20 protein-coding genes and 1 pseudogene are annotated in these 24,350 nt (G+C 40.1%); 9 read left to right on the plus strand and 12 right to left on the minus strand.

Annotated features, from left to right (window positions below; translation table 11 throughout):
* Positions 1-79 precede the first annotated feature (79 nt).
* From BV375_RS27250 to BV375_RS27265, 4 genes are all read right to left on the minus strand, one after another.
* Complete coding sequence (locus BV375_RS27250) at positions 80-1,435, minus strand: hypothetical protein (protein WP_086766292.1); 1,356 nt, start codon at positions 1,433-1,435, stop codon at positions 80-82.
* A 245-nt stretch (positions 1,436-1,680) separates the two neighbouring features.
* Entirely contained in the window at positions 1,681-2,127 is a 447-nt protein-coding gene (locus BV375_RS27255; protein WP_086766294.1) for a DUF3598 family protein, read from the minus strand.
* A 352-nt stretch (positions 2,128-2,479) separates the two neighbouring features.
* Entirely contained in the window at positions 2,480-3,895 is a 1,416-nt protein-coding gene (locus BV375_RS27260; RefSeq protein ID WP_086766296.1) for an aldehyde dehydrogenase family protein, read from the minus strand.
* 78 nt (positions 3,896-3,973) lie between these two features.
* Complete coding sequence (locus tag BV375_RS27265) at positions 3,974-5,017, minus strand: nitrilase-related carbon-nitrogen hydrolase (protein ID WP_086766298.1); 1,044 nt, start codon at positions 5,015-5,017, stop codon at positions 3,974-3,976.
* Positions 5,018-5,317: 300 nt separating this feature from the next.
* Between BV375_RS27265 and BV375_RS27270 the strand changes: the two genes are divergently transcribed.
* The 3 genes from BV375_RS27270 to BV375_RS27280 all read left to right on the plus strand — a co-directional run bounded on the left by BV375_RS27270 (position 5,318) and on the right by BV375_RS27280 (position 8,443).
* Positions 5,318-6,511, plus strand: coding sequence for an FAD-dependent monooxygenase (locus BV375_RS27270; RefSeq protein ID WP_086766300.1), 1,194 nt, complete (start codon positions 5,318-5,320; stop codon positions 6,509-6,511).
* Positions 6,512-6,660: 149 nt separating this feature from the next.
* Positions 6,661-7,563, plus strand: coding sequence for an NmrA/HSCARG family protein (locus BV375_RS27275; RefSeq protein ID WP_086766302.1), 903 nt, complete (start codon positions 6,661-6,663; stop codon positions 7,561-7,563).
* Between the two features lie 97 nt (positions 7,564-7,660).
* Positions 7,661-8,443, plus strand: a complete 783-nt coding sequence (locus BV375_RS27280; protein ID WP_086766303.1) for a hypothetical protein — start codon at positions 7,661-7,663, stop codon at positions 8,441-8,443.
* A gap of 130 nt (positions 8,444-8,573) precedes the next feature.
* Here BV375_RS27280 and BV375_RS27285 read toward each other — a convergent pair whose 3' ends face one another.
* Together BV375_RS27285 and BV375_RS27290 are read right to left on the minus strand one after the other, a co-directional pair.
* On the minus strand, positions 8,574-9,716 hold the full coding sequence (locus BV375_RS27285) for a glycosyltransferase family 4 protein (RefSeq protein ID WP_086766305.1): 1,143 nt from the start codon (positions 9,714-9,716) through the stop codon (positions 8,574-8,576).
* 55 nt (positions 9,717-9,771) lie between these two features.
* On the minus strand, positions 9,772-10,935 hold the full coding sequence (locus BV375_RS27290; protein ID WP_208099198.1) for a glycosyltransferase family 4 protein: 1,164 nt from the start codon (positions 10,933-10,935) through the stop codon (positions 9,772-9,774).
* Between the two features lie 1,037 nt (positions 10,936-11,972).
* On the opposite strand from BV375_RS27290, the gene BV375_RS27295 reads away from it, so the two are divergent.
* The 4 genes from BV375_RS27295 to BV375_RS27305 all read left to right on the plus strand — a co-directional run bounded on the left by BV375_RS27295 (position 11,973) and on the right by BV375_RS27305 (position 16,972).
* Positions 11,973-14,195 carry a hypothetical protein gene (locus BV375_RS27295; RefSeq protein WP_086766308.1) on the plus strand — a complete coding sequence of 741 codons (2,223 nt, stop codon included), beginning with the start codon at positions 11,973-11,975 and terminating at the stop codon, positions 14,193-14,195.
* A gap of 520 nt (positions 14,196-14,715) precedes the next feature.
* Positions 14,716-15,501 (plus strand): PIG-L family deacetylase, encoded by a 786-nt coding sequence (locus BV375_RS27300; RefSeq protein ID WP_086766309.1) that lies wholly within the window; start codon positions 14,716-14,718, stop codon positions 15,499-15,501.
* 98 nt (positions 15,502-15,599) lie between these two features.
* The gene (locus BV375_RS37215; protein ID WP_166507537.1) at positions 15,600-15,917 is read left to right on the plus strand and encodes a hypothetical protein; all 318 of its coding nucleotides are present in this window, start codon (positions 15,600-15,602) and stop codon (positions 15,915-15,917) included.
* Complete coding sequence (locus BV375_RS27305) at positions 15,863-16,972, plus strand: glycosyltransferase family 4 protein (RefSeq protein WP_086766310.1); 1,110 nt, start codon at positions 15,863-15,865, stop codon at positions 16,970-16,972. Before BV375_RS37215 ends, BV375_RS27305 begins: the two co-directional genes overlap by 55 nt.
* A gap of 250 nt (positions 16,973-17,222) precedes the next feature.
* Here the strand turns inward: BV375_RS27305 and BV375_RS27310 are convergent, their stop codons facing one another.
* Entirely contained in the window at positions 17,223-17,768 is a 546-nt protein-coding gene (locus BV375_RS27310; protein WP_086766312.1) for a phosphate-starvation-inducible PsiE family protein, read from the minus strand.
* A 91-nt stretch (positions 17,769-17,859) separates the two neighbouring features.
* A complete protein-coding gene (locus BV375_RS27315) occupies positions 17,860-18,780 on the minus strand; it encodes a tetratricopeptide repeat protein (RefSeq protein ID WP_243714073.1) in 921 nt (306 codons plus the stop codon).
* Positions 18,781-19,157: 377 nt separating this feature from the next.
* Between BV375_RS27315 and BV375_RS27320 the strand changes: the two genes are divergently transcribed.
* Positions 19,158-21,206, plus strand: a complete 2,049-nt coding sequence (locus BV375_RS27320) for an elongation factor G (protein ID WP_086766332.1) — start codon at positions 19,158-19,160, stop codon at positions 21,204-21,206.
* Positions 21,207-21,327: 121 nt separating this feature from the next.
* Entirely contained in the window at positions 21,328-21,969 is a 642-nt protein-coding gene (locus BV375_RS27325) for a Uma2 family endonuclease (protein WP_086766316.1), read from the plus strand.
* Positions 21,970-21,983: 14 nt separating this feature from the next.
* Here the strand turns inward: BV375_RS27325 and BV375_RS36290 are convergent, their stop codons facing one another.
* From BV375_RS36290 to BV375_RS27335, 4 genes and pseudogenes are all read right to left on the minus strand, one after another.
* Entirely contained in the window at positions 21,984-22,508 is a 525-nt protein-coding gene (locus BV375_RS36290; protein ID WP_243714071.1) for a tetratricopeptide repeat protein, read from the minus strand.
* Complete coding sequence (locus BV375_RS38385; RefSeq protein ID WP_243714072.1) at positions 22,465-22,608, minus strand: tetratricopeptide repeat protein; 144 nt, start codon at positions 22,606-22,608, stop codon at positions 22,465-22,467. Before BV375_RS38385 ends, BV375_RS36290 begins: the two co-directional genes overlap by 44 nt.
* Positions 22,565-23,698, minus strand: a complete 1,134-nt coding sequence (locus BV375_RS27330; RefSeq protein ID WP_143842227.1) for a tetratricopeptide repeat protein — start codon at positions 23,696-23,698, stop codon at positions 22,565-22,567. Before BV375_RS27330 ends, BV375_RS38385 begins: the two co-directional genes overlap by 44 nt.
* 136 nt (positions 23,699-23,834) lie before the next feature.
* Positions 23,835-24,350, minus strand: a pseudogene (locus tag BV375_RS27335) (hypothetical protein); the annotation flags it as partial.

A 24,350-nucleotide genomic window follows, 5' to 3' on the forward strand; every position in this document is an offset into this window, starting at 1 on the left:
TAATATTCTAGAGGTCACGGCAGTGCCGTGCCCCTACAATCTGTCGCATTCTTTTTTCAAATTGGTATACTATATATTTTTATTTCTTCAGTAAAATGTACGCTGTAGCATAGTCAGGTAAGTTACCGATATGCTGACCAAAATCTTTTTGATTCTGAAAAATACCTGCTAAAAAATCGAGTTGGTGAAGATTAGGTAAAAACGCTCCGCCTGTATCAGCAATGACGCCCATCTGTAGCTGTTTGCGTCCACTTACATTATGCTCAAGCACAATCACTTTACCCAAACCAATATTTAGAACATCGCCAGCAAAAGTTACTCCTGGTTTGATGGATATTTTTGCATCTATCTTGTATCCGTAACCTTTGATAGCATCAACTTTTCTAAAATACCAGTAACGCTTTTGCGCTGTTGCTTTTAAACCTCTCACATAAGGCATTTCATTACTTCTATCTACATTGAAATATCCTTGTGTTCCATCTGGGAATTTAATTAAAATTGTGCCCTCCATAAGAGCTTCTTCAAAACCATTACGAGTTAAATATGCCAGGGGTTCAACTTTGCCAAACTCTTTACCACCTGGTTCATAAATTCCCGATAAAACATCTTGCTTTGTATATCTCGTATAGAATTTATCAATAGCAAGATTATCTTTTAAACTATAAATGGGTATGTTGAAAGTGGAGGTTTTTTTCTGAGAACCGACATGAGTAAATACAGCATATTTTGTGATTCTTAGTTGCTGTTGATTTCTGCTTTTCGGGTTATACGCAGACCATTTTATAACTTTAAAATTCGCATTAATAAAATTAGGGTCTTGTAAACGAGTAGTTCGACGATTCGCAATATCTTCTTTTAAAACAGCAATCATGAAATCTAAGGTTTTGAGAACATCCTCCACAGTAACTCCCTTAGTTTCAAGCAGCCCTGTACGTAAAATATCAGGGTCTTGAGTAGAGTAGTCTTGGTAATATTTTCTAGTATTAGAAAGAACACTTAGTAAATCTTTTTGATTAAAATTAATCTTTGCTGCTGGTAGTTTTCCTACATTAAAAACCTGACTACCATTAACACTAAATTTATATTTTTTTAACTCATCAATGACTGCATAGCTTGTAGATGCTGATATCAAATTCTGCCCAGATGGATAAATTTTTTGCTGGCTAAAATCGCGCTCAAACCCTTGTTGAGCACTTAAGAGATTTAGCAAACTTGTGGCGAGTATCTGAGCAGACTGAATAAAGGGTAGTGAAATACCTGTTTGAGTTAGAGGTTTTTCCTGTTGAGTAAAAGAGACATTCTGTACAGTCTGATGTTGTTGAGTTAGCTGTTTAGTTTTTGACTGACTAGATAAATGGTTATTGGCTAAACCGAAAAGTAATAAGGTAGCAAAACTTACCGTAAAACTAATTTTTTTACTGAATAGTATACTCATGGTATGAAAAATTTCTATTGCTACATAATAATTGCACTTAGTTAATATCTGAACAACTCACCTAAAAAAGGTTCCTTGAACTGTAATCTGGGAATTAGGAATAGGAAAAGAGCACAGAGTAGGGGAGACAAGGAAGAATTAACTAACGAGCGTTAGGGATTTCCAATTAAAAAAATATCTAAATGGTAGAGTACGTTATGGAGTTTCGCCTAACGCATAGCCAATGAATGGGTAGTTGACTAGTCCTACCGTAGCCGTTCTTCTTGGATGAGAGTACGTTGGTAAACTTGATGATTTTTAAACCATTGCCAAGTACGGGCACGATAGTTATTATCTGGACTAATTTGAATCATTTCATACAAGTACATTGCTGGTACTTCTTTATAGGAAAACCACAAAATAACTGTAGAATCGTCAACTTCCCAGGCTTTTCCTTGAATACGTTCAGTATCAAAAAATAGAGTTTTATCCCGATAGGTTCCGGGAAATTGATGTTCTTCTTGTTTACCGTTAGACCACTTGTAGCGATTAATTTGGTAATAAGGATAAGGACTATTTTCGGGAAACTGGCAGCTTAAGTGAGATTCATGCGCATCAAGGATTTTTCCTGCTGTATCGATTAGTGTATACGTACCTACCCATTCTCCTTCATGACGGGCAAGTACGGGCATTCCTTCTCGGATTGTAGACATAGAAAACTCCTTTAGATTGGCTGCTCTGCGTCAATTGTCAGGTTTGAATTGTTACAGTAGCATTCAGAATTTAGAAGTCAGAATTCAGAGGTAAAACAGGCTTTTATATCAAGTTCGGATAAACACTTGTGATTGCTACCCTACGGGAAGCCGCTAGCCTGCGGAACGCTCCGCGTAGCTTGCTTCTTTGAAGGAGTACGCGTCTACCTGTCTACGCTACACTTTTTTGCGATCGCAATAACGTTTGATAAGTGATTTAGCAAACATGATATTATACCTAGTTTTAAGGAGTACGTTGTGTATTTAAGCAAATTACAATCTGCTATAGTTGTAGATTTTAAATTTTTCTGAGTTAATTATCAAACCACCAAGGGTCATTTGCAGAATTGGTTTTGATCAAAAAAGCTTTTTTCCGCATGAACCGTTTTAATGCTGCTGGACCCATACGTGACCCACCCAGACCAGAGAATTTGAATGAATTTTTCTCACCTTCATGCATGATAGCGGTAAGAGCAGCATCGTTGATACTGATGCCTCCTGCATCTATTTGCTGGGCGACTTCTAAAGCTAATTCTTCTGAGCCTGCAAACACAGCAGCACTCAGTCCATAAATTGAGTCATTAGCTAAATGAATTGCTTCCTCAACATTAGCAAATGGCATGATTGGCATAATCGGACCAAAAGTTTCGTCGGTCATCACTTTCATTGAGTGGTTGACCTGAGTCAGAACTGTGGGACGACACCACCAACCCCCACCTAATTCTTCAACCTTACCGCCGCAGTGGATTACAGCACCTTTGTCTAATGCATCTAGAAGATGGTCGCTAATAATTGCTGCTTGTTTTTCGGCAATGATTGGGCCAAGTTCCCCAGTTTCTAATGTAGGGTGAGCTAATTTGAGTTTTTGAGCTTTAGTTACTAGCTGGTCAACAAATTTATCAAATATAGATTCGGCAACGTAAATTCGCTCAATTGAAAGACATGACTGTCCGGTGTTGACAACTGCACCCCATAAAATTGCTGAAGTTGCTAAATCTAAATTAGTGGATTCTAAAACGATCGCCGGGTCTTTGCCACCTAATTCTAAAAATACCGGAATAAACTTTTTCGCTGCTACTTCGGCAACTTTTCGCCCTGTTGCCACACTACCTGTAAAGCAGACTAAATCTACATATTCAATCAGAGCAGCTCCTGTTTCACCTGCTCCTTCAATAAAGGTAAATACATCGCGTAATTTGGGCACAGCATTAAGTGCTGTCATCAGTGGTGCTACAAAACGGGGAGCAATCTCACTAGGTTTGACAACAACCGCACAACCCGCTAGCAATGCTGGAATCGCATCAATCGTAGATAGCAATAACGGAAAATTCCACGGACTAATCACCCCAACTAAGGAATAAGGAACGGCTGTTTGTTGCAAGGCGATAAATGGAATTGCTGTATTTTTTGCCGATTCTTGCAGCAATTCTGGCGCTAATCGACACCAGCGATCAATGCTAGAGATAAACGAGTCAATTTCCATTTCCGAGATTGACAATCTTCCCGTATCATTGACCAAAGCCTCAGTTAAGCGATCGCGTCCTGATAATATCGCTTGTTTCCATTCCTGTAATGCTTCAATTCTCTCTTCTACACTCAGCTGCTGCCAACGAACTTGCGACCTCCGCAGCCGATTGCATAGCTGCGCCAGTAGCTTTGGCGGCGGCGGTATAATCACATAGTCAAATTTTCCCGTCCGAGGATTACGAACATCTATTGATTTTGTCATTGGTCATTTGTCATTGGTCAAGAGTTATAGTTATTTCTTGCTTGTCTTCCTTGTCTCCTTGCTCCCTTCCAGCCCCTATCAAATCACCCCTAAGTTGGCTAGGCGTTCAATGGTCGCTTGCTGTGTTTGTAGGAAGTGTTTGCGGTCTACTTCTGTTTCCAGCATAGTGTTTGGTGGGTAAAATTGCGATTGAAGGTAACTTTGGGCATATAGCTCAAATCTTTGGCGAGAGAGTAAATTATTTAACCCCGGTCGGCGGCGATCGCGTCGTAAAGCAGCTAGGTCTATCTCTGCAAAAGCTGCCATACTTTCGCCTGTAGCTGTCTCTGCTAAAACTATTCCGCGATGGTCAATAATTTTAGAACCACCATCAACAGACGCGGCAGGGATGGGAATATTAGCAATACCTGCTGTATTGGCGGAAACTACGTAGGCTGAATTTTCCACCGCACGGGTGATTTTGGCTGCGTCTTTGGGTGTTAAAGCTTTGCTATAAACTTCAGAAGTGGAGTGGAGAAAAATTTCAGCTCCGCGCATTGCTAAACACCGTGCAACTTCCGGATACAAAATTTCTTCTGATGCTAAGGCGGCTAAATTGCCGATCGCAGTTTTCGCAACAGGAAAAACTCCTTCTAATCCGTAGCAGTCAAGATATTTATCCCAAACATCATGGGGTGTGGGGGCGAACATGGAATTTAGCCGCCGATACCGCAAGACAATGTTTCCTGATGGGTCGATAGCAAAGCAAGTTTGGAAGTACAACCCAGGAAAATTAGGATCAACTTCGTAGGCGTTCCCAGCTAAAAAGATACGATGTTTTTGAGCGATTTGACCAAGAGCTTCATACTCAGCACCATCCATTTCCAAACAGGCTTTTTCTGCCCACACCGCTAGGGATTCACCAAGAGGAAAACCTGTGAGGAAATATTCTGGTAAAACAATTAAACGACAGTCAAAGCCGATAAAAGCAATACTGGCAGCGATTTGTTGTGCCAAGCGGTTGATAGTATTTAGAATTAAAGAACGAGCTTCAGTGCGATCGCGTGCCTGATTAACGGCATGACAGGTAACTTGAAGTGCCAAGGCTCGATATGAATCTAGATTATCGGTGTAGGCTGTCATAATTGCTGGGTGAAAATTTTAACTGCCACTCTTAAGAATACGATCGCCACCCTAGAGCGATCGCACGGCGCATAATCAAGTCACGTTTAGCCAAAGCGGAACGTTCCGATTCTGGTACAGTTTCAGCTTCATCTTACTTATTATCCAAATCTGGTTGCTGCTCAGTCATTGTTTGTGTCGGCCTCTCGCTTGCCTCAATACTCTAAAATGAAATGGTTAGGTAGTCGTACTAATCAAAGCTAACTTTAATTTTTCTCTTACTGGCGAACACGACCAAAACATCACTCCTAAGTGTGATTCATGTCGGAAAACAACCCAACACAATCTCCTGTAGCGTTAGCATCGAAAGTTGCCATCATTGGTGCTGGTCTTGGAGGTTTAACAGTTGCTTTAGCATTACGAAAACAAGGTATTGAAGCGCAAGTCTACGAAAAAGCAAGGGAATTGCGAGCAGTAGGTGCTGGTCTGACGCTTTTTCCTAACGGCTTGAATAGTCTTTATGCCATTGATGCAGGTATAGTTGAGTCTTTGAAATCCGCAGGTAGCCAAACCCGAATGCTGAACCTAAAAAAAAGCACGGGAGAAATCATCATGCAAAGCCCTATTACTCTATTAGCGAAATATGGGCAGCCGATGTTAAACATCCGGTGGTCGCGCTTGCAAGAGATACTCGCTGCTGGACTGCCAAAGGAAGTCATTCACCTCAATTCTCGGTGTATAGGCTTTCAAGAAAATGACCAAGGTGTAGAAGTTGAGTTTGAAGATGGCAAGAAAGTTCAGGCAGATTTACTGATAGGGGCTGATGGCATAAACTCCGTTGTGAGACAGACACTCATTGGTGACGGTTCCCCTCGCTATTCGGGACGCTTGTCTTGGCGTGCTGTCGTTAAATATAACCACGAGCTACTTGGTGCTGACGAATCAATTTTTATGCTTGGAACTGATGGCAAAGCTTTCACTCTCATCGATGTTGGAGACGGATACATATTTTGGAGCGCTGGAGCAATATGGGCAGATGCTAATTGTCTGCAAAGCGCCTCAGAGATAAAATCTCGTGTTTTCGAGGTATTTGCTGGATGGGCAGAACCCGTGCAGGAAATCGTCGAGGCGACAGATGCCAACGAAATTGTCGAACGTCCAATATACGACAGACCACCCTTGCAAAGTTGGAGTCAAGGCAGAGTAACACTTTTGGGCGATGCAGCTCATCCAGTAGTACCAGTTTTAGGACAAGGAGCGAATATGGCTTTTGAGGATGCATGGGAGTTGCAAGAGTGCCTTTCCCATGCAGGCAGTATTGAAACAGCCCTTGCTAGCTACGAAAAAAGTCGCATCCACCGCACCCAAGTCATTCAAGCTCGTAGTGCATTCCAGGGCGCACGCTCTTATGATGCTGACAGCGAGACATTTCTGCGTGGAGTTGCAGAACAAGCACAGATGAGTCAGTCAGAGTTTGAGGATTGGCTTTATAGCTATAAATCAACAAGCTTGTGATTCGATTGCAAATTTTACAGCGGATTTTAAGTTGATTAAGCACAGATAATCAGCCTCAAACTCAGGTAGAAAGCCTGTTTAACTTCTAAATTCTGGATTCTGACAGCTTTATTCTGCTGTAATACTCTTATCCCTGTCAAAGGTTAAAAATGAGTAAAGTTCTACTTATTGGCATTACTGGTGGTACTGGTGGGAATGTCGTCAAGGGATTTCTCGAGCAGGGCGTCACTAATCTGCGTGCCATCACCAGAAAGATAGACCTAAATCGTCCATCTCTTTCAAAGTTGAATGATGCTGGAGTTGAACTAGTTGAAGCTGACCTAGACGATACAAACTCCCTCACCCCGGCTTTTACAGGAGTTACATCTGTTTACTGTCACGCCACCTCTGGAGACTCTAGTAAGGCTGACCCCTTAGAAGTTGAGAGGGCAAAGCAAGTGGCACAAGCTGCAAAGCAAGCTAATATTCAGCACTTAGTCTACAATTCCGCAGGTGGGGCAGATAGAAATTCTGGCATTCCCCATATTGAGCAAAAGTATGGAGTCGAGCAAATTTTCAAAGCAGCTGGCTTACCAACAACCATGTTGCGGGCTTGCTTGTTTATGGAAGAGTTTTGGAAAAAGTACACACGGCCCTCTATTCTCAAGGGTGTTTTTCCATTTTCCATTCAGCCAAATAAGCCCCTACATCTGATTACAACTAAAGATATGGGACGTGTAGCTGCCTATGTAATTCAACATCCCTCTCAATACATCGGGCGAGAAATTGAGTTAGCTGGCGATGTGCTGACGCCTACGCAAATGGCAGAGGCATTTTCTCAAGCGCAAGGGATAAAAGTTACCCACAAAGAAACACCTGCTTGGATTTTCCTACTGCTTTGGCAAAAGGAACTCTTCGATTTGATTCAGTGGTATCGTCACAAAGGTTATCAAGCCGATGTTCAGCAGTTGCGCACAGAATTTCCGGGGCTGTTAACTACATTCAGTGAATTTCTTGAACAAACCAACTGGGCAAACCCCGAACTTACTTATGAGAATTCCCTGTACTGCTAGCATTACTTATTCTCAATAATAATTGATGCACAAAGGGCTTCGCGGTTTAGGAGTTAGTATATGCTACATTGAAATACAATATTTACATCAGCTTAAAATGAAATATAAAGCATTAACAACAGACCCTTTTGAGCATTATTTCTATGAACACGCTCAATGGCTAGAAGAAGCATGGTCTGTCACTGCTGCGAATACATTAGCCACATCTTATCTGGATGCACTTGCAGAGATTTGGCTGCGTGATTTTCCTGATGCTAAGAAAAAGTTAGAAAAAGACAATTCTGGTAAACCTCCAGCATCTATTAGACTTGCCAGGTTTTTAAAGCAATTTATTCCGAATGATCCAGATGTCAATAAAGTTGCTGTTCTCTGTTTCGCTGAGGATTGGAAGCATTACCGTCCACAGGATGCTCACCTAGCTGACCAGATTATTAATAAACGAGTTAACAAAGATCCTAATAATATATTCTACGGGAATGAAGTACCTAAAGCTTACCTTGATGTTCCTCGTGATGAACTTGCTAAAGAATGCCCAGAACTTGCAGCCAACCCTGACCTTTTGGCCTTAGTTGAAGAGTATGAGTATGGGGCAATTCTCTACTCTCTTTATCGCTGTCCTTTAGTTCATACTGCTACTAACTCAAATCGAACGAATGGTTTTGTAGGAAGAGAGGAACGAAGTATGTACTATTGGTCACTTGATGGTAGCGGTAGAGTTACTATTGGCTTTGGAACTCATCTGATTACTCGTTGGCTGTGTAATGCGGTTACTGGGTATGTTCAAGCTTGCCATGAAGCAGGCATTATTCCAGCAAATAATATTGATGCTGGATCTAGCCAAGAAGAACGTTTTAAGAAACTTTGGAGCAAAATTAAATAAGAGTATTATCTTGCCTTACTCCTGGGAGGGGACAGTACTCCCAAGTTAACTATCCTGTTATGGATTTAGCCGTTATACGTCTTCCTTTTCCTTATTTGTGTAGATGTGACAAAAAATTATGAGTTAGTAATTAGTTAAATTTGGATGATAACAATTGAGAAATTTGCTGATTAATAATTTTTACATCAAAGTGCTGACTAGCTATTTTTCTGGCATTATGAGCCATAGTTGCAGTTTTATGTCTCTCATGAAGGCAAGTAGTAATTACTTGTGCTAGTTCTTGAAAATCTCCGGGTTGAACTAAAAAACCATTAATTCCAGGTTCGATTAATTCCATTGCACCCCCAGCTTTAGTTGCAACTACAGGTGTACCACACAGCATAGCTTCAACAATTACTCTACCAAAGGGTTCTGCAAAAGTGGAGGTATGAGCAACTAAGTCACAAGCTGCCATTAACTGAGGAACATCAGCACGAAATCCTAAAAAATTTACGCGATTTTTTAGCCCCAATGCAGTAACTTGGCGATGCAATTGTTGCACATAATCTTGTTCGCCAAATAAAGCATCTCCAACTAAAATTACTGTTACTTGTTGCGGACATTTGGCAAGTGCATCAATTAAAATATGCTGTCCTTTCCAAGGTGCAAGCCGACTGAAGTGACCGATTACAAATTTTCCTATCAGACCTAATTCTTGCTGTAATTGCCTAACATCAGATTCGCAAGTTTGATAAATTTTGGGTTCAAAGCCGTTATAGACAACTGTAGTGATATTTGCACGTCCTCCCGCTTGCACAAAGGCTGTTTGACTTGCTTGGGAGTTAGCAATTACTAACGATGCAAAATAATTAGCTAAGTTAATAGCAATGCGTCGGTTAGTTTGGCTAAAATGTTCTTTTGACAGAATATCATGCAAATGATAGACCAAAGGACGACGGGCAAAAAAGCTAGCGATCGCGCCTATGACTAATGCTTTTTGAGTATTTGCATAAATTAAATCGTAGCCCTTAGCTCTTTTTACTACTTTAATTATTAACGGGATTATTTGTCTGAGACTTTTTAATCCTTGAAGAAAACTACTAGATTTTTTAACTTGAATTGATTGAGTTGTTAAAACTTCTACCGAAATCTGATTTTGCTGTAGTAAAGTTTTAAATGGTCCATCTGCAAATAAGCCTACAAGAGCACGATCGCGATAGGGTTTAGCAATATCTATCAAACATAGTTCTGCACCTCCTGGCTTACCACTTTGATCTAAAAAAAGAATTTTCATAATATTTGTCAATAGTCAATAGTTTCTCTTTTCTCTAATTCCTACTTTCCAAGCACTAAGCAAGTAAAACTTGCCGTACTTGCTGGGCTATTTTATGCCAGTTAAAGTTTGTGGCGGCGTACTGGTGACAAGCTTCGCGTGAAGGGATGAGTATGCTTCCTAGTAAGACTTGTTCTAATTTTTCTGCAATAGCTGAAACTTCTGTAGAATCAGTAATTAAATCTGGTGATAAGGGTTCTAAAATTTCTGGCATTCCGCCAACAGGGGTACATAAAACAGGAGTACCACAGGCAAGAGATTCTACTATTGCTAATCCAAATCCTTCAAAAGATTGACTGGGCATAATTGTTAAGTCAGCAGCTTGGTAAGCTAAAGGTAGCTGCTCATCAGGAAGAAAACCTAGAAATTTAACGTTGTCTTCTAGTCCTAATTCTTTAGCCTGTTGTTGTAGTGCAGCTTGTATATGACCACGACCTGCGATCGCTAGCCAAACATCAGGAATTTTTGGTTTAATTATTGCTAGTGCTTCCAACAATTTATCCAACCCAACTCGATACACTAAACGCCGGGATGTAAATAATATTTGGCGACTATCAGGCCAGCCTAATTTGTTTCGAGCTTCTTGCGGTGATAGATTGGCTTGAAATTTATTAACGTCAACTCCACCAGGAATTATGTGAATTTTCTTCCAAGGAACTTGATATTGTTGATGTAGAATTTTACCAAATGCTTTGCTGAGAACAATAAAGCGATCGCAACGTTTATATGTACTTTTTTCTATTAGCCAGCGTTTAAGTAATACACTCAGTATCTGATTATCTACTTCCTCTTGGCTTTCAGATGCCCAAGGCCCATGAAAGTTAAAAGTAATGGGCACTTCTTTGGGCAAAATATCCAAAATTGGGAAGCTGTATAATGCAAAATGCAGGTTAATAGCATCTGGTTTACCTACTCTGGTCTTCTTAAAATTAGTGCGAATAGACCACAGCCTGCGCCAAATTACAGTATCTGGCTCTGCCAAATTAGTTAGCTTAATTGACGTATTTATTATTGTTTTTGGTAAGCCTACTCCACATAATTCTACATAGTCTTGATTTGCTGCTAATTGATGAGTTAGTTCATAAATATAGCGCTCTAATCCTCCTGGTGTTTCAGGAAACCAGCCCATTCCCAAGGTGAGGATAGATGCTGAAGCGAAATTGTCTTTGTTATCTTCCACCTATTTTACTCCTGTGATTTGTTAAACCCGCTTCCGTAGTTTTTACACCAAGCCCAACCACTTTTTTTGAAGCAATAAATTAGCTTTGCTAGTACTTCTATTCCGCTATCCATTACATTATCAGTACATTTCTATTCATGAATGGATAAATATGTGCCAGCAAAGCCACAACTTTATTTAAAATATTTATTACAAAAATATAATATAGTCACAAATCATCGATTCAGGCTTAAATAAGGCAGAACATTCTGTTTTAATGCATTTATGTTTGACTGTCAACTAGTAAATTTAAACTGGTATTTAAGTAGAACGGTGTGGAAAAACAAAACTATGTTTTGAAAAATCAAATAGGCTTAAATTCTCTTCCCTCCTGCCTTCTGCCTCCTGCCTCCTGCCTCATCCCAACGATAAATATTCACGCCGACCTACTTATCTGGGCTAGAAAATCCATTTACGATAAATATGATACTCTCATGCTAAATAAGCACTGATATTTTTCATATTAGCTCTCAACATTAGGCGTACAATCTCAGATTATTACAGAAATATTCTGTATTCAGTTTTACGATATTCAACAATAATAAAGTAAAGATTAATACTTTAATAAAAAAATGGCGATCGCCTAGGAAAGTAAATTTAAAAATACATGTGATTTTTATAAAGTTTTAGTAAAATTAAACTTTTTAATATTGGGTCTTTGTTATTTATGTATATATCTTGTTGAAAGCAAGATTAGTCATAAGGATTCAAAAATTTATTATTTAGGGCTAGACGATCTTAGGTAGTCGAGCGCAAAATAAACCTATACATCTACACTAACCAATATTCTTTAGCTACAAGTCAAAATATCAGGGTTTTGGCAATTAAATTGGGTTAGAATCATTAGCTAATATTTATTAGGAATTGCAAAGTATCAAGTAATACATTGTAATTAATTAATGATTTTAGCTTTTGAAGAATAAGTGGTATCAATTAATATTCTCCGAATCGATAAAAACAATATTTTTGAGCCTTAAGTATATAAATTTGGAGATTAGATGAAATTTAGATTAATCAAAAAACTCGGCATAATCTGCCCTAAATTTGACCAATCGATCAAGAAAATGTCTCGAAAGCGAAGTTTTAATCAGAGAAAGTTTTTAACATTTTTACTTTGTCTTACTATCGGAATAATTGTTAGTTCTACAGCTATAACAACACGCTGGACTGTTAGTGGCTCACCCACACATACGTACAAAACATCTTGGATAGGTAATAGTTTTGGCGGCGGAAAAGATTGGGTACAAAACAACATAGAAGCAATGTATGTTGCTGCTAATGGCACAGTGTATACCAACAGTGTTTGGGATGAAGCAGGCAGAGAAGCCGGAATTTATCAAGATGGCAAGATTATTGGTATGGCTAATGATACTCACGGATGGAGCCGTACTGGTGGTAAAGCAGTAACAGTAGATAGTAAATATATTTACTTAGCCATAACTCAGGGATCGATTGGCAAAACAGAGAAAGATTATCCGCCAGATGGAACAACTTGGTACTGCGTAAGGCGATATGACTTATCTGGAAAACCTGCGCCGTTTACTAGCGGTCGTGGTTGGGATAAAAGTATGTTAATTGCTAGTACCAAAGGAGAAATTACTGGATTAGCAACTGCAAAAAAAGAATTATATGTCAGTGACTCTGCTGCTAACCGCATTCGCATTTATAGTACCGAAACTATGCAGGAACTACGCAGTTTTAGCGTTACTAGACCGGGAGCAATAACTGTTGATCAAAAAGCTAATCTGTGGATTATTCAAAATAAAAAAGGTAGTAATCCTGCCAAGATTCTGCATTATTCTCATACTGGCAAGCAATTACCTCAAGAGATTACTAAAGTTATCGAACCAACTGCGATCGCCATCGATCCTCAAGGTAGGCTTTTAGTTGCAGAAAACGGGCCGCTTCAACAAGTATTGATTTACAACGTTACAGATAAGCCAGTACAAGTTGGGACTTTCGGCACTAAAGGCGGTGTTTTTGCGGGTAATCCTGGAGAAGTCCAAGATTTGAAACTGTATGGGATTACAGGCTTAGGTACAGATGCCACAGGCAACATTTATATAAATAGTAATGGTTTCAATAGATCGGGAACAGACTTAAGAAAGTTTTCGCCATCAGGAAAACAACTGTGGCGATTGTTGGGATTGCTGTTTGTCGATAATGCGGATGCAGATCCTCAAACTGATGGAGTTGATGTCTTCACCAAAGAAGAACACTTTGTCATGGACTACAGTCAACCGCCTGGAAAGCAATGGACTTTTAAGAACTACACACTCAATCCTTTCAAATATCCTCAAGATCCACGTCTGCATACATCCCCAGATGCTACCTTTGTCCGCCGCATCCAAGGTAAGCCATTTTTATTTATCACAAATATGTACAGCAGCTTTCTGCAAATTTATCGTTTTGATACAAGCAAAAATAATAAAGTTGCTATTCCATCGGGGATGTTTGTCGGTACTAACGGTGAAGGTAAAAAATCAATCGCTGGTAACTGGCCACCGCATCAACCTGCAAAAGGCGAATGGATTTGGCGCGATCGCAACGGTAATGGTGCGTTCGATGAGGGTGAGTACGACAAAAGCGAAGATTATCCCTACTTGGGGGGGTGGTGGGTAGACAGTAAAGGAGATGTGTGGAAAACTTTACGAACTCAAGATAGTATTGGTATCCGCCACTATCCCTTACAGGGACTAGATGCTAATGGTAACCCCATCTATGCTTATAGCTCCATGCAAAAGCAAAAGACGCCGAGTATGTTTACCGATTTGCGGCGGATTGAGTATTTCCCTGAAACAGATACCATGTATTTGTCAGGCTTCACTGTAGATCACCCGGCGAAAGGTGACGATACTGGCGTTGTCGGATCTGAGATTGTCCGGTTTGATAATTGGAGCCAAGAAAACCCTACTCCCCGGTGGCGCATCGTAGTTCCTCATGACACCACAGGTAAGCGCGAAGTCTCTACCGCAGCCATGAGTGTAGCAGGAGACTATGTATTTATCGTCACATTCAAAACAGCAGAAGTACATATTTATAACGCCGCAACAGGAGTGCAAGTACAACAGTTCAAACCTGGCTCAGAAGTTGCACATGAAAGTGGTTGGATTGATATACCCCACGGTATCCGCGCTTTTCGCCGTTCAAATGGTGAGTACTTAGTGTTTGTTGAAGAAGATTGGAAAGGAAAAGTAATTATCTATCGATTGATGGGGTAATAACAATTTTCGGCTTCAAAGTGTTTTGTTTGATTCCCGACTTCTTTGGGAAGTCGGGAATCTAAGGTGGGCGTTGCCTACTTTACAAGCTTATAATGTACGGATTTTTTTCATTAATAAAATTTTTATTTAGCTTTTATCTACTTTTAAAAAAGTATTTAATTAATATAATTATTTTCTTATATATCCAAATATAAAGATATATTATAAGATTATTTTGTCTACAATTAAAATGTAGCTATTGCTTTTTAATTACGTAAATAAAAATTTAACAATTGCTATTTATTTTCGTTATAGATTTCGCTAAAACTTTATAACTAACTTGTAAAAGCATCGATGCTTTTACACAAATAATAAAAATAGTTAATGACAAGTTTTAGTAATTAAATTATGATTTTATAACAACCAAAGCAAGGTTAAAAGAGAATACCTAGCAGATTACTAGTGTATCGAGCTAATAGTAACCAAATATTTTGAACTGTAATTATGAAGTATCAAAGCCTAAATAAAGCGAGTAATTATGAGTATCAAAAGTCATTTACAGCAATTACAAAAATTAATTCCCCATACCTGGCTTGAGCGGATACAACATTTGCACTCTAGCTTACTGTTTCGATGGATTGTACAGAATGGAAGTAAACCAATCGCATTAAGCCACAAATCAGTAATGGTGTTTTCTCCTCACCAAGATGATGAAACATTTGGTTGTGGCGGGATGATTGCTCTAAAACGAGAGTATGACATCCCAGTAATAGTAACTTTTCTTACTGATGGTCAAGGTTCAGGTAATCCTGAGCAAAATTCCCAAAATAAAATAATCCAAATTCGCAAACAAGAAGCAGTCAACGCATTAGAAATTTTAGGAGTTAAACCCTCAGATATTCATTTTCTGGAAAAACCAGATGGCACTTTGCCTGATTTAAAGAATGAGGAAAGGCAACAAACAATTAAACAGCTAGCTGAACTGCTAATGCAGTATCAGCCAGAAGAAGTTTATGTACCTCATCGTAAAGACTGCCATCGAGATCATGAAGCAACATATGAATTAGTGAAAGCTGCGATCGCTCAAGCAGGAATCACAGTCGAACTATTGCAATATCCTATTTGGTTGTTCTGGAGAGCACCGTTATTTATTCTGCTGAAATTGCCGGATATAGCCGCAGCTTCCTATCTTTCTATCGCATCAGTTCAAGATAAAAAAAATAGAGCAATTTCTGCATATTGTTCTCAAATACATAGCCTACCTAGTGGCTTTATACAGCGATTTTCTGGATCGCATGAAATATTTTTTAAATCTGAATCCTAATATTTGGGAATCAGTATAGTTTTTGACTAAAAACTACCCCTATTCATCTGGGTAGAAAACGAACCCAAATCTGAGCACAGAAGACTATTTTCTTCTTTGTGACGGGCAGTTTGACGCCAGTTGCTACAACGGAGGGAACCTCCCTCCGGGTTCACCAGTCCCCTACGGCGGGAAACCCGCCTTTAGGGCTGGATTCACCGCAACGCACTGGCTCCTCAAGTCGGGAAACCCTTTCGGCAGTTGCTCATGGGGGAAACCCCCAAGACCGCACTGCCTCACCACGCAACTGCCCTCGCCTTAGTGTCTCTGTGGTTCAAAACAATTCATTTCTAAGACCGTGCTTTCTGTGGAGAATATTTAAATGCGAATACTACATCTCACCAATCATGTACAACAAATTGGCAATGGAATTGTGAATGTGGCAGTAGATCTAGCTTGTCTGCAAGCAGATAATGGTCATTATGTTGCCGTAGCCTCAGATGGGGGAGAATACGAAGCATTACTTGCACGTCATGGCGTTCAACACTTTCACCTCGATCAGTCGAGAACACCAGTAAATATGATCAAGGCTGCTTGGCGTTATCGAGAGATAATCCAAGAATTTCAGCCAGATATTGTTCATGCACATATGATGACTGGGGTTGTACTAGCAGGACTGATGAGAAACGGTTGTGAATATAGTTTAGTTTCTACTGTACACAATGAGTTTCAGCGTAGTGCTGTACTGATGGGATTAGCAGATCGAGTAATTGCAGTGAGTAATGCTGTAGCCGATTCAATGGTCCGGCGTGGTATACCTAAGAGTAAGTTACGGGTGGTATCTAATGGTACATTAAATAGCCCTCGGAATCGTAGTATTAAAGATTATCAACCATTACCTTTATGCCACCCAGCAATTACTACAGTAGCCGGGATGTATACCCGCAAAGGAATTGTTGAGTTAATAGAAGCATTCTTCAAAATTGCTGTAGAGTTTCCGCAAGCACATTTATATTTAGTCGGAAACGGCCCCGATCGCGCAATGTTTGAAACAATGGTGCAAGATACACCTTTTGCAGATCGCATTCATTTTGAAGGCTTTCAAGCAGAACCACAACGCTATATGCTGGCATCGGATATCTTCGTTCTTGCTTCCCACTGTGAATCGTTCGGATTAGTGCTGACAGAGGCGAGAGAAGCAGGTTGTGCAATTATTGCCAGTAATATTGATGGGATTCCGGAAACATTAGATTGGGGACAAGCTGGTTTATTAGTACCACCAAAAGATAGTCAGACTTTGGCGAATGCTTTAGGACATTTGCTCAACGATTCGCACCAGCTACAAAATTTGAAATATCAAGCAAAACAAAACCTAGAACGGTTCAGCGCCACGCGGGTTAATGAAGAAACCCTAAGTGTGTACTATGAATTAATTAAGAACTACAGTGTATTTAAGGTAATAAGAACCGAAGAACTTGTAGTAAGTAAATAAATTTCTATCGACATCACCTGCTGGATTCAGCATAGAATGGTTCAGCTATTGGTACAAAGCTTGCTTTGATAGGCTTTGTACCGATAGCTCAAGGCTTGTAGGCTGTGGATAATAGAACAAGGTGCCAATTATACCAATTCTCTATAATCTCGCAACAGATAAATCTCCGCGTCTGAGTGTCCCCGCGTCCCCGTGTCATCATCTGTTGCCCTATTTTGGCGAATTGGTATTAGGTGTGTAACAGCTGATCCTATGACAGAGGTTGATTTTCATCACAGCGACGTGAATATTGAAATTCCAGTTGGTTTTGCCGTTCTCTTCCTGAATACGCAATTGGGCAAAACTTTGTATTAGCACTCATACAATCCATATGTGGCGTTTTGGCACATACTATCAGTAGCCCACCTAGAATAAACAATAAGCCACAAATTGCTGCTGTTTGCAGTGAAGAAATTTCTAATGCACCGTGAACAACTACTTCTCTCAACACGGATACAATTGTGACTTCGACTGCTACCCCAACAGAAATACTATGCTCTTGCAGGTAAACCATGAGTAACCGAAATAACTCTACCAAAATCAAGACAAATAGTATTTTTGCTGTTACTACTTTGTAGTCTAAGGGCTTTGTCAAGGCAATAACTATGCCCCACAATTGGAGCAGCATGACAGCAAATAAACCTAAACACAAGACTATGACAATTAAGTCTTGGAATGCCTCCATGTTGCGAACGATCGCATGACGATCAAACCAGCGATCGCAAAATAAAAACCGACTTTTAACGCGCTTTTGCATGTACCTTACCATTACGATCGGGATAGGTTTCGACCACACCAGCTAGTCCACCCAATAACCCTATTGTTGCGCACTGTTAAGGATTCGCGCCTCAGCGAGGTTGGTAATTTAAATTTTGTGCTTGTTGCAACAATTGCTCGGCATTCCTACCCCATTGGGGATTACCCTGAGTTTTATATAACTCTCTGGCATATTGAAATACTTGTGCCGCCTCTGGATACTTTTTTAATTGCATAAAAACTAACCCTGCGCCGTAATAAGCGTTGGCATAATTAGAGTTAGATGCAGCTGATTTTCTGAAGGATTCTAAGGCTTCTGTTAATTTACCTTGTTGAAACCAAATTGAACCAAGGTTGTAGTGAGCTTCTGGATATTTGGGATTAATTTGTAGCGCTTTCCGAAAGGCATCTTTTGCTTGATCGATTTTACCTTGTTGCAGATAAGATATACCTAAATGGTAAGCAGGCTCTGGTGCATTTTGGCTATATTGCATTGCTTTTTTAAAAGATGCGATCGCTCTATCCCAATCTCGTTGCTGTTCTCTGAGCAATCCCAAGTTATAGTGAGCAAAACCCAGTTTAGAATCTAGTTCTATTGCCCGTTGTAAGTAATCATTTGCTAACTGTAAATTATTCCCTTCTAATAATGAGCCGCCTAAATTTGCAAAAGCGGGCGCAAACTTAGGATCGGCCTGCGTTGCTTGATAAAATGCATCTGCCGCAGGTTGTAATTGTCCAGCTTGCCGCAATGCTAGCCCCAAATTGTAGTGGGCTGCTGCCAATCTCGCATCTAGCTGAGTGGCTTTTCTAAATAAAGCGATCGCATCTTGAAATCTACCTGTTTGTATTGCTTGTAAGCCTTGATTTAAAACGTCTATGGCAGGTTGACTACCAGATTGTGCCAGTAAGTCTGGTGGAGAGACTGAAAGACTGGGAGATGGGTAGATTAAGCTTTCACTAAGCAGAATCAAACTGATCAGTACAGCATAACGGAAATAATTATTAAGGTGCAAAATCTTCTGAATCAAGCTGAATTTCCTTCTGCCTCCTGCCTCCTGCCTTCTGCCTTGTTGTACCTTCCTAGCTATATGATATTGATTGAATAATCCCATTACTTTTTTGAGTAGCAACGCTTTCAGTTCATTTTTCTTCACAAACTGATTTGGGAAATAGACTCTTTTAACAAAAATTCAAAATTCTGTATTAAAGTTTGAGTTTATTAACTTTTCTTTAGCTAAATCTTACAACAAACTACGATTTTTAATTGCACTGATTAAAGGGAGGATAATAACAGGTTAAAGAGGAGATGATTCTCCTTCAGAGAACCATTTTCTATCCTTGCATACACAGGATAATGCGGTTAGTGGTGTCTTACCGCAAGGGAGGTTTTATGAACGAAAAAGTAAAATCGGGTTCGCGGAATGTTGCAATTGTTGGTCCTTATTTGAGTGGAAAAACGACTTTACTAGAAAGTTTGTTGTTTGTTACAGGGGCGATTTCTCGTAAAGGCAGTGTCAAGGATGGTAACACAGTAGGAGATAGTGCGAATGAGTCGCGCGATCGCCATATGAGTGTAGAAGTAAGCGCGGCTAGCGCTGAGTATAACGACCTGTGCTTTAACTTTATTGACTGTCCTGGCAGTGTAGAATTTGTCCAAGAAACCTATAACGCCCTCATGGGAGTCGATGCGGCAATTGTAGTTTGCGAACCCATTCGCGATCGCGTCCTCACCCTTGCTCCTCTATTTAAATTCTTAGACGATTGGGAAATTCCCCACATCGTCTTTGTTAATAAAATGGATCGAGCAAATATTCATGTTCTCGAAACATTGCACGCCCTCAAAGCCGTTTCCAGTCGTCCCCTAGTAGCGCATCAATATCCCATCATGCAGGGGGAACAGCTAACAGGCTTTATTGATATGGTGAGTGAACAAGCATATCAATATCATGCAGGCGCACCAGCTGACCTGATTCCCTTCCCCGAAAATTTAAAAGAAGAAGAACATATTGCACGGGCAGAAATGCTCGAAGCTTTAGCAAATTTTGACGATCACTTATTGGAAGAACTTTTAGAAGATATCGAACCACCCCAAGAAGAAATCCTCAAAGATTTAAAAATGGAATTAGGGGCAGATTTGGTAGTGCCCGTTTTCTTTGGTGTGGCTGAACAAGATTATGGTGTGAGACCTTTATTAGAAGCTTTGGTACGGGAAGCACCAGAACCAGAAACTACAGCAGCACGTCGTTTAAGTAAAGCAGGCAATACTGCGATCGCTCAAGTATTAAAGACTTACTATACTCCTCAAGGCGGCAAACTTTCCCTAGTGCGGGTTTGGCAAGGCAAATTAACCGATGGTATTGTCCTCAACGGTATTCGTGCAGGTGGTATTTATCGCCTCATGGGACAACAACAGCAGTCAGTTAATGAAGTTTTAGCTGGTGAAATTGTCGCTATCAGCCGTTTAGAAGGTGTGAAAACCGGAGATATCCTCTCCACAGATTCCCAAATAAAAGTGGAATTACCCAAAGCCGAACACTTAGAACCCGTTTACGCCCTCGCCATCACACCCGAAAAACGCAACGATGAAGTAAAACTCAGCAGTGCGATCGCTAAACTATTGGAAGAAGATCCCTCTCTGGCTTGGGAACAACATGGCGACACCCATGAAGTTATTCTTTGGGGACAAGGCGAAATTCACTTGCAAGTCGCTTTAGATAGACTGCGGCGGAAATATAACCTGCCGATGACAACCCACCTCCCACAAGTTCCTTACAAAGAAACCATCCGTAAACCTGTAGCAGCAGTTCATGGACGCTATAAGCACCAAAGCGGTGGACACGGGCAATTTGGCGATGTTTTCCTCGATATCCAGCCTTTACCACGTGGCGAAGGCTTTAACTTCCGGGAAACCATTGTTGGTGGCGTAGTTCCCAGACAGTATATCCCTGGCGTAGAAATGGGTGTGCGCGAGTTTCTATCACATGGGCCTTTGGGCTTCCCAATTGTGGATGTGGCCGTAACTCTAACAAATGGTTCGTATCACACAGTTGATAGTTCCGAACAAGCCTTTAAACAAGCCGCTAGGTTGGCAATGCAAACGGGGATACCCCAAGCCCAACCCACCCTCCTAGAACCGATTCTCAAAGTACAAGTAACCACACCTAGCGAATTTACCTCCAAAGCGCTGCAACTTCTCAGTGGTAGAAGAGGGCAGATTTTGGGCTATGAAGGCAGAAATGATTGGCAAGGTTGGGATAATATCTCAGCTTACTTGCCTCAAGCCGAGATGCAAGACTTTATTGTAGAGCTGCGATCGCTCACTCTCGGCGTTGGTTCCTTCCACTGGGAATATGACCATCTGCAAGAAGTACCAGAAAAACTCGCTGAACGTGTGCTTGCTGGTAATGGCCATACTAACGGCAACAGTAACGGCAAGTAACTTTGTTGGGATTTTGAATTAATCTAAAATCAACGCCCTGTACTTAAAGGTGCAGGGCGATTTGTCTAAAATAGACCATACTGGCTTTTGCGAGCTTCAACCTTCCATTTAGTGGTTAGTAATGGTAACACTTCAATTACAACAATTAAGTGTTCCGCCGGGACACAGAGTGATGCTCCACAATGTTAGTTGGCAAGAATTTGAAGCAATTCTAGAAGAACTTGGCGACCATCGAGCAGCGCGATTAGCTTACAGCCAGGGAACTTTGGAGATGAGAATGCCATTACCAAAGCATGAGGTAGCTAAAGTTATTATTGGAGATTTAGTTAAAATTTTGCTAGAGGAATTAGAAATTGACTGTGAGAGTTTTGGCTCAACTACCTTTAAACGTGAAGACATGGCTTTTGGTGTAGAGCCGGATGACTCTTTTTACATTCAAAATCATGCTCAGATGATTGGTAAAGAACGCATTGATTTAACAGTTGATCCACCACCTGATTTAGTAATTGAAGTTGATGTTACTTCCAAAACTCAACTGGATGCTTACGAAGCGTTAAAAGTCCCTGAACTTTGGCTATATGAAGATAGCAAGTTACAAATTAATCTTCTTCGGGATGGCAAATATATTCAATCAGAAATTAGCCCTACTTTTCCTAACTTGCCTATTGTGGAAACAATTCTTCGTTTTGTTGAACAAAGCCGAACTTTAGGGAGAAGTCCAGCATTGAGAGCATTTAGGAAGTGGGTGAGAGAGCAAATATAATATCGCTTTTAATTTCATTTTCTATAACCAATCAGCTTCAATAAGCCTGTCCAGACCTGACTTAGTTTATTCCATCCCAATTTTTGCAGCATATTAGCAAGAAGTTGCTTCATCTGTCCTTGGAACTGAGCCATAGCAAAGTCAGGGTTAATTTCAGCAGCTTTATTAGCACTAACAAATGCTTCCTTGCGACGGCCCAACTTTCCTAACGCAATACCTCGATAGTACCAAGCTTGGTAGTAATCAGGTTGAATTTCTATCGCTTTGTCATAGTTGGCGATCGCTTCTTCTTTGCGTCCTAATTCCCCTAGCGCATTCCCTCGGTTTCCCCAAGCATAGTGGTAATCAGGTTTTAATTCGAGTACTTTGTCGTAGGATGCGATCGCTTCTTCTTTGCGTTCTAAATTCCGTAGCGCATTCCCCCGACCGTTCCAAGCATAGTGGTAATCAGTTTTAATTGAGAGTGCTTTGTCATAGGAGGATATCGCTTCTTCATTACGTCCTAAATTCTGTAGCGCATTCCCCCTTGCTCCAAGCATTGTGGTAATCAAGTTTCAATTCTATTGCTTTGTCATAGGAGGATATTGCTTCTTCATTACGTCCTAAATTCTGTAGCGCATTCCCCCTTGCCCCAAGCATTGTGGTAATCAAGTTTCAATTCTATTGCTTTGTCATAGGAGGATATTGCTTCTTCATTACGTCCTAAATTCTGTAGCGCATTCCCCCGATTGTTCCAAGCATTGTGGTAATCAAGTTTCAATTCTATTGCTTTGTCATAGGAGGATATCGCTTCTTCATTACGTCCTAAATTCTGTAGCGCATTCCCCCGATTGTTCCAAGCATAGTGATAATCAGGTTGAATGGAGAGTGCTTTGTCATAGGAGGATATCGCTTCTTCATTGCGTCCTAAATTCTTTAGAGCATTACCTTTGCTATACCAAGCTTCGTGTTTATTAGGTTGAATGTTAATTGCTTGCTCAAAAGATGCGATCGCTTCTTTATAATCCTGTCCAGCAGACTGCAATTTTCCCAGCTTAATCAGTAAATCATATTGAAGATCGGGTGATTGATGGTCTTGTGCTATCACTTCCTGAAATTCTGTTATTTTATGAGTTCTTTCTTCTGGTGTTAGCTTGAGATATTTTTCATCATCTCCATCCTGCATAATGCGTGATGACTCTTGTTCTAAAGTTTCCGAATCTATAGGAAATTCAAACAAACCTGAACGCCAATCAAAAAAGTCTGGCGCACGTTGAATAAAATATTTAATTGCAAATATTGGTAGCAAGAACACAAAACAGATATTAAAGTTATCCTTTAACCGTTCTCGCTGTTGGTTAAGGTTAATTAAAACAGGTGGTACGCCCTTCCAACTGTATGAATATATATCTTTACTATTCCAACCCATTAGGCTTTTGCATTCTTCATATTGATAAAATGAATGCTCTAATCCTGTGATAAATAAAATATTTATCTCTGCTTTATTATCTAAATTATCAATTATTTCATATAAATTATTAACAGCTTGCTCAAGCCGCAGAACTGCGATATTTTTCTTGGGAATATCTTCTTTAATTTTGGTAATTAACTGCTCACCCTCAGCCGGAGAGCAACGGACAAATAATAAGCCAAAGCCTTCTGTAAAATTCAGAGTGCGGACTAAGGCTTGATATTCTTCATCTGCTTGCGATGGTAAATCCTGATCCCAATCCGTCAGTTCTAATACCATAATCTTAGCTTTGTCATGCCTTATATGATTACGAGGGGTCAGATCCCCGACTTCTTCAAGAAGTCGGGGATCTTGCAGCGAGTTCTAGGTTGTTGCATTTTGGTGAAATTATTGTTAATACCATCTGTATTTATTTCTATGCCGGATACAGTCGATTAAATGTATCTTGAAATTCTTTAATTCCCTTAATTAGAGGATGAATATCATACCAAACTTGACTTTCTCCTTCTCCATTTAAATAACGATATTCTAAAATACAGCGATTAAATAATAAGCCTCTATACAATGGATCATTTTCTATTTCTTTAGAATGATACACAGTTGCCAGTGCTTCCCATTCATTAGCAAAAACAGTATTTCGATAAGTATTTCGTAACTCGCTCATTGAGCGCTGTAAGGCTCTGGTAGGAATGGGTAGGGTGTTAGTGTATTTAATCGCCTCCTTCATTAATAATAATAAATTTCGCACATGACCTCCACTCATAAGGGCAATTTGCCCTTCTATACTTAAGCTTTGTAAGGAAACTTCAGTTAATGCTAAATCTTTTAAATCTTGCCAACGTTCGTTTAACCAGTTCAACAAACTAGCTGGAGAAGTAGTAAGTAGGTAGGCATCAAAATTTTCCGCTATGTAACAAGATATTGACCAGAT

The organism is Nostoc sp. 106C (assembly GCF_002154725.1).
GTDB lineage: Bacteria > Cyanobacteriota > Cyanobacteriia > Cyanobacteriales > Nostocaceae > Aulosira.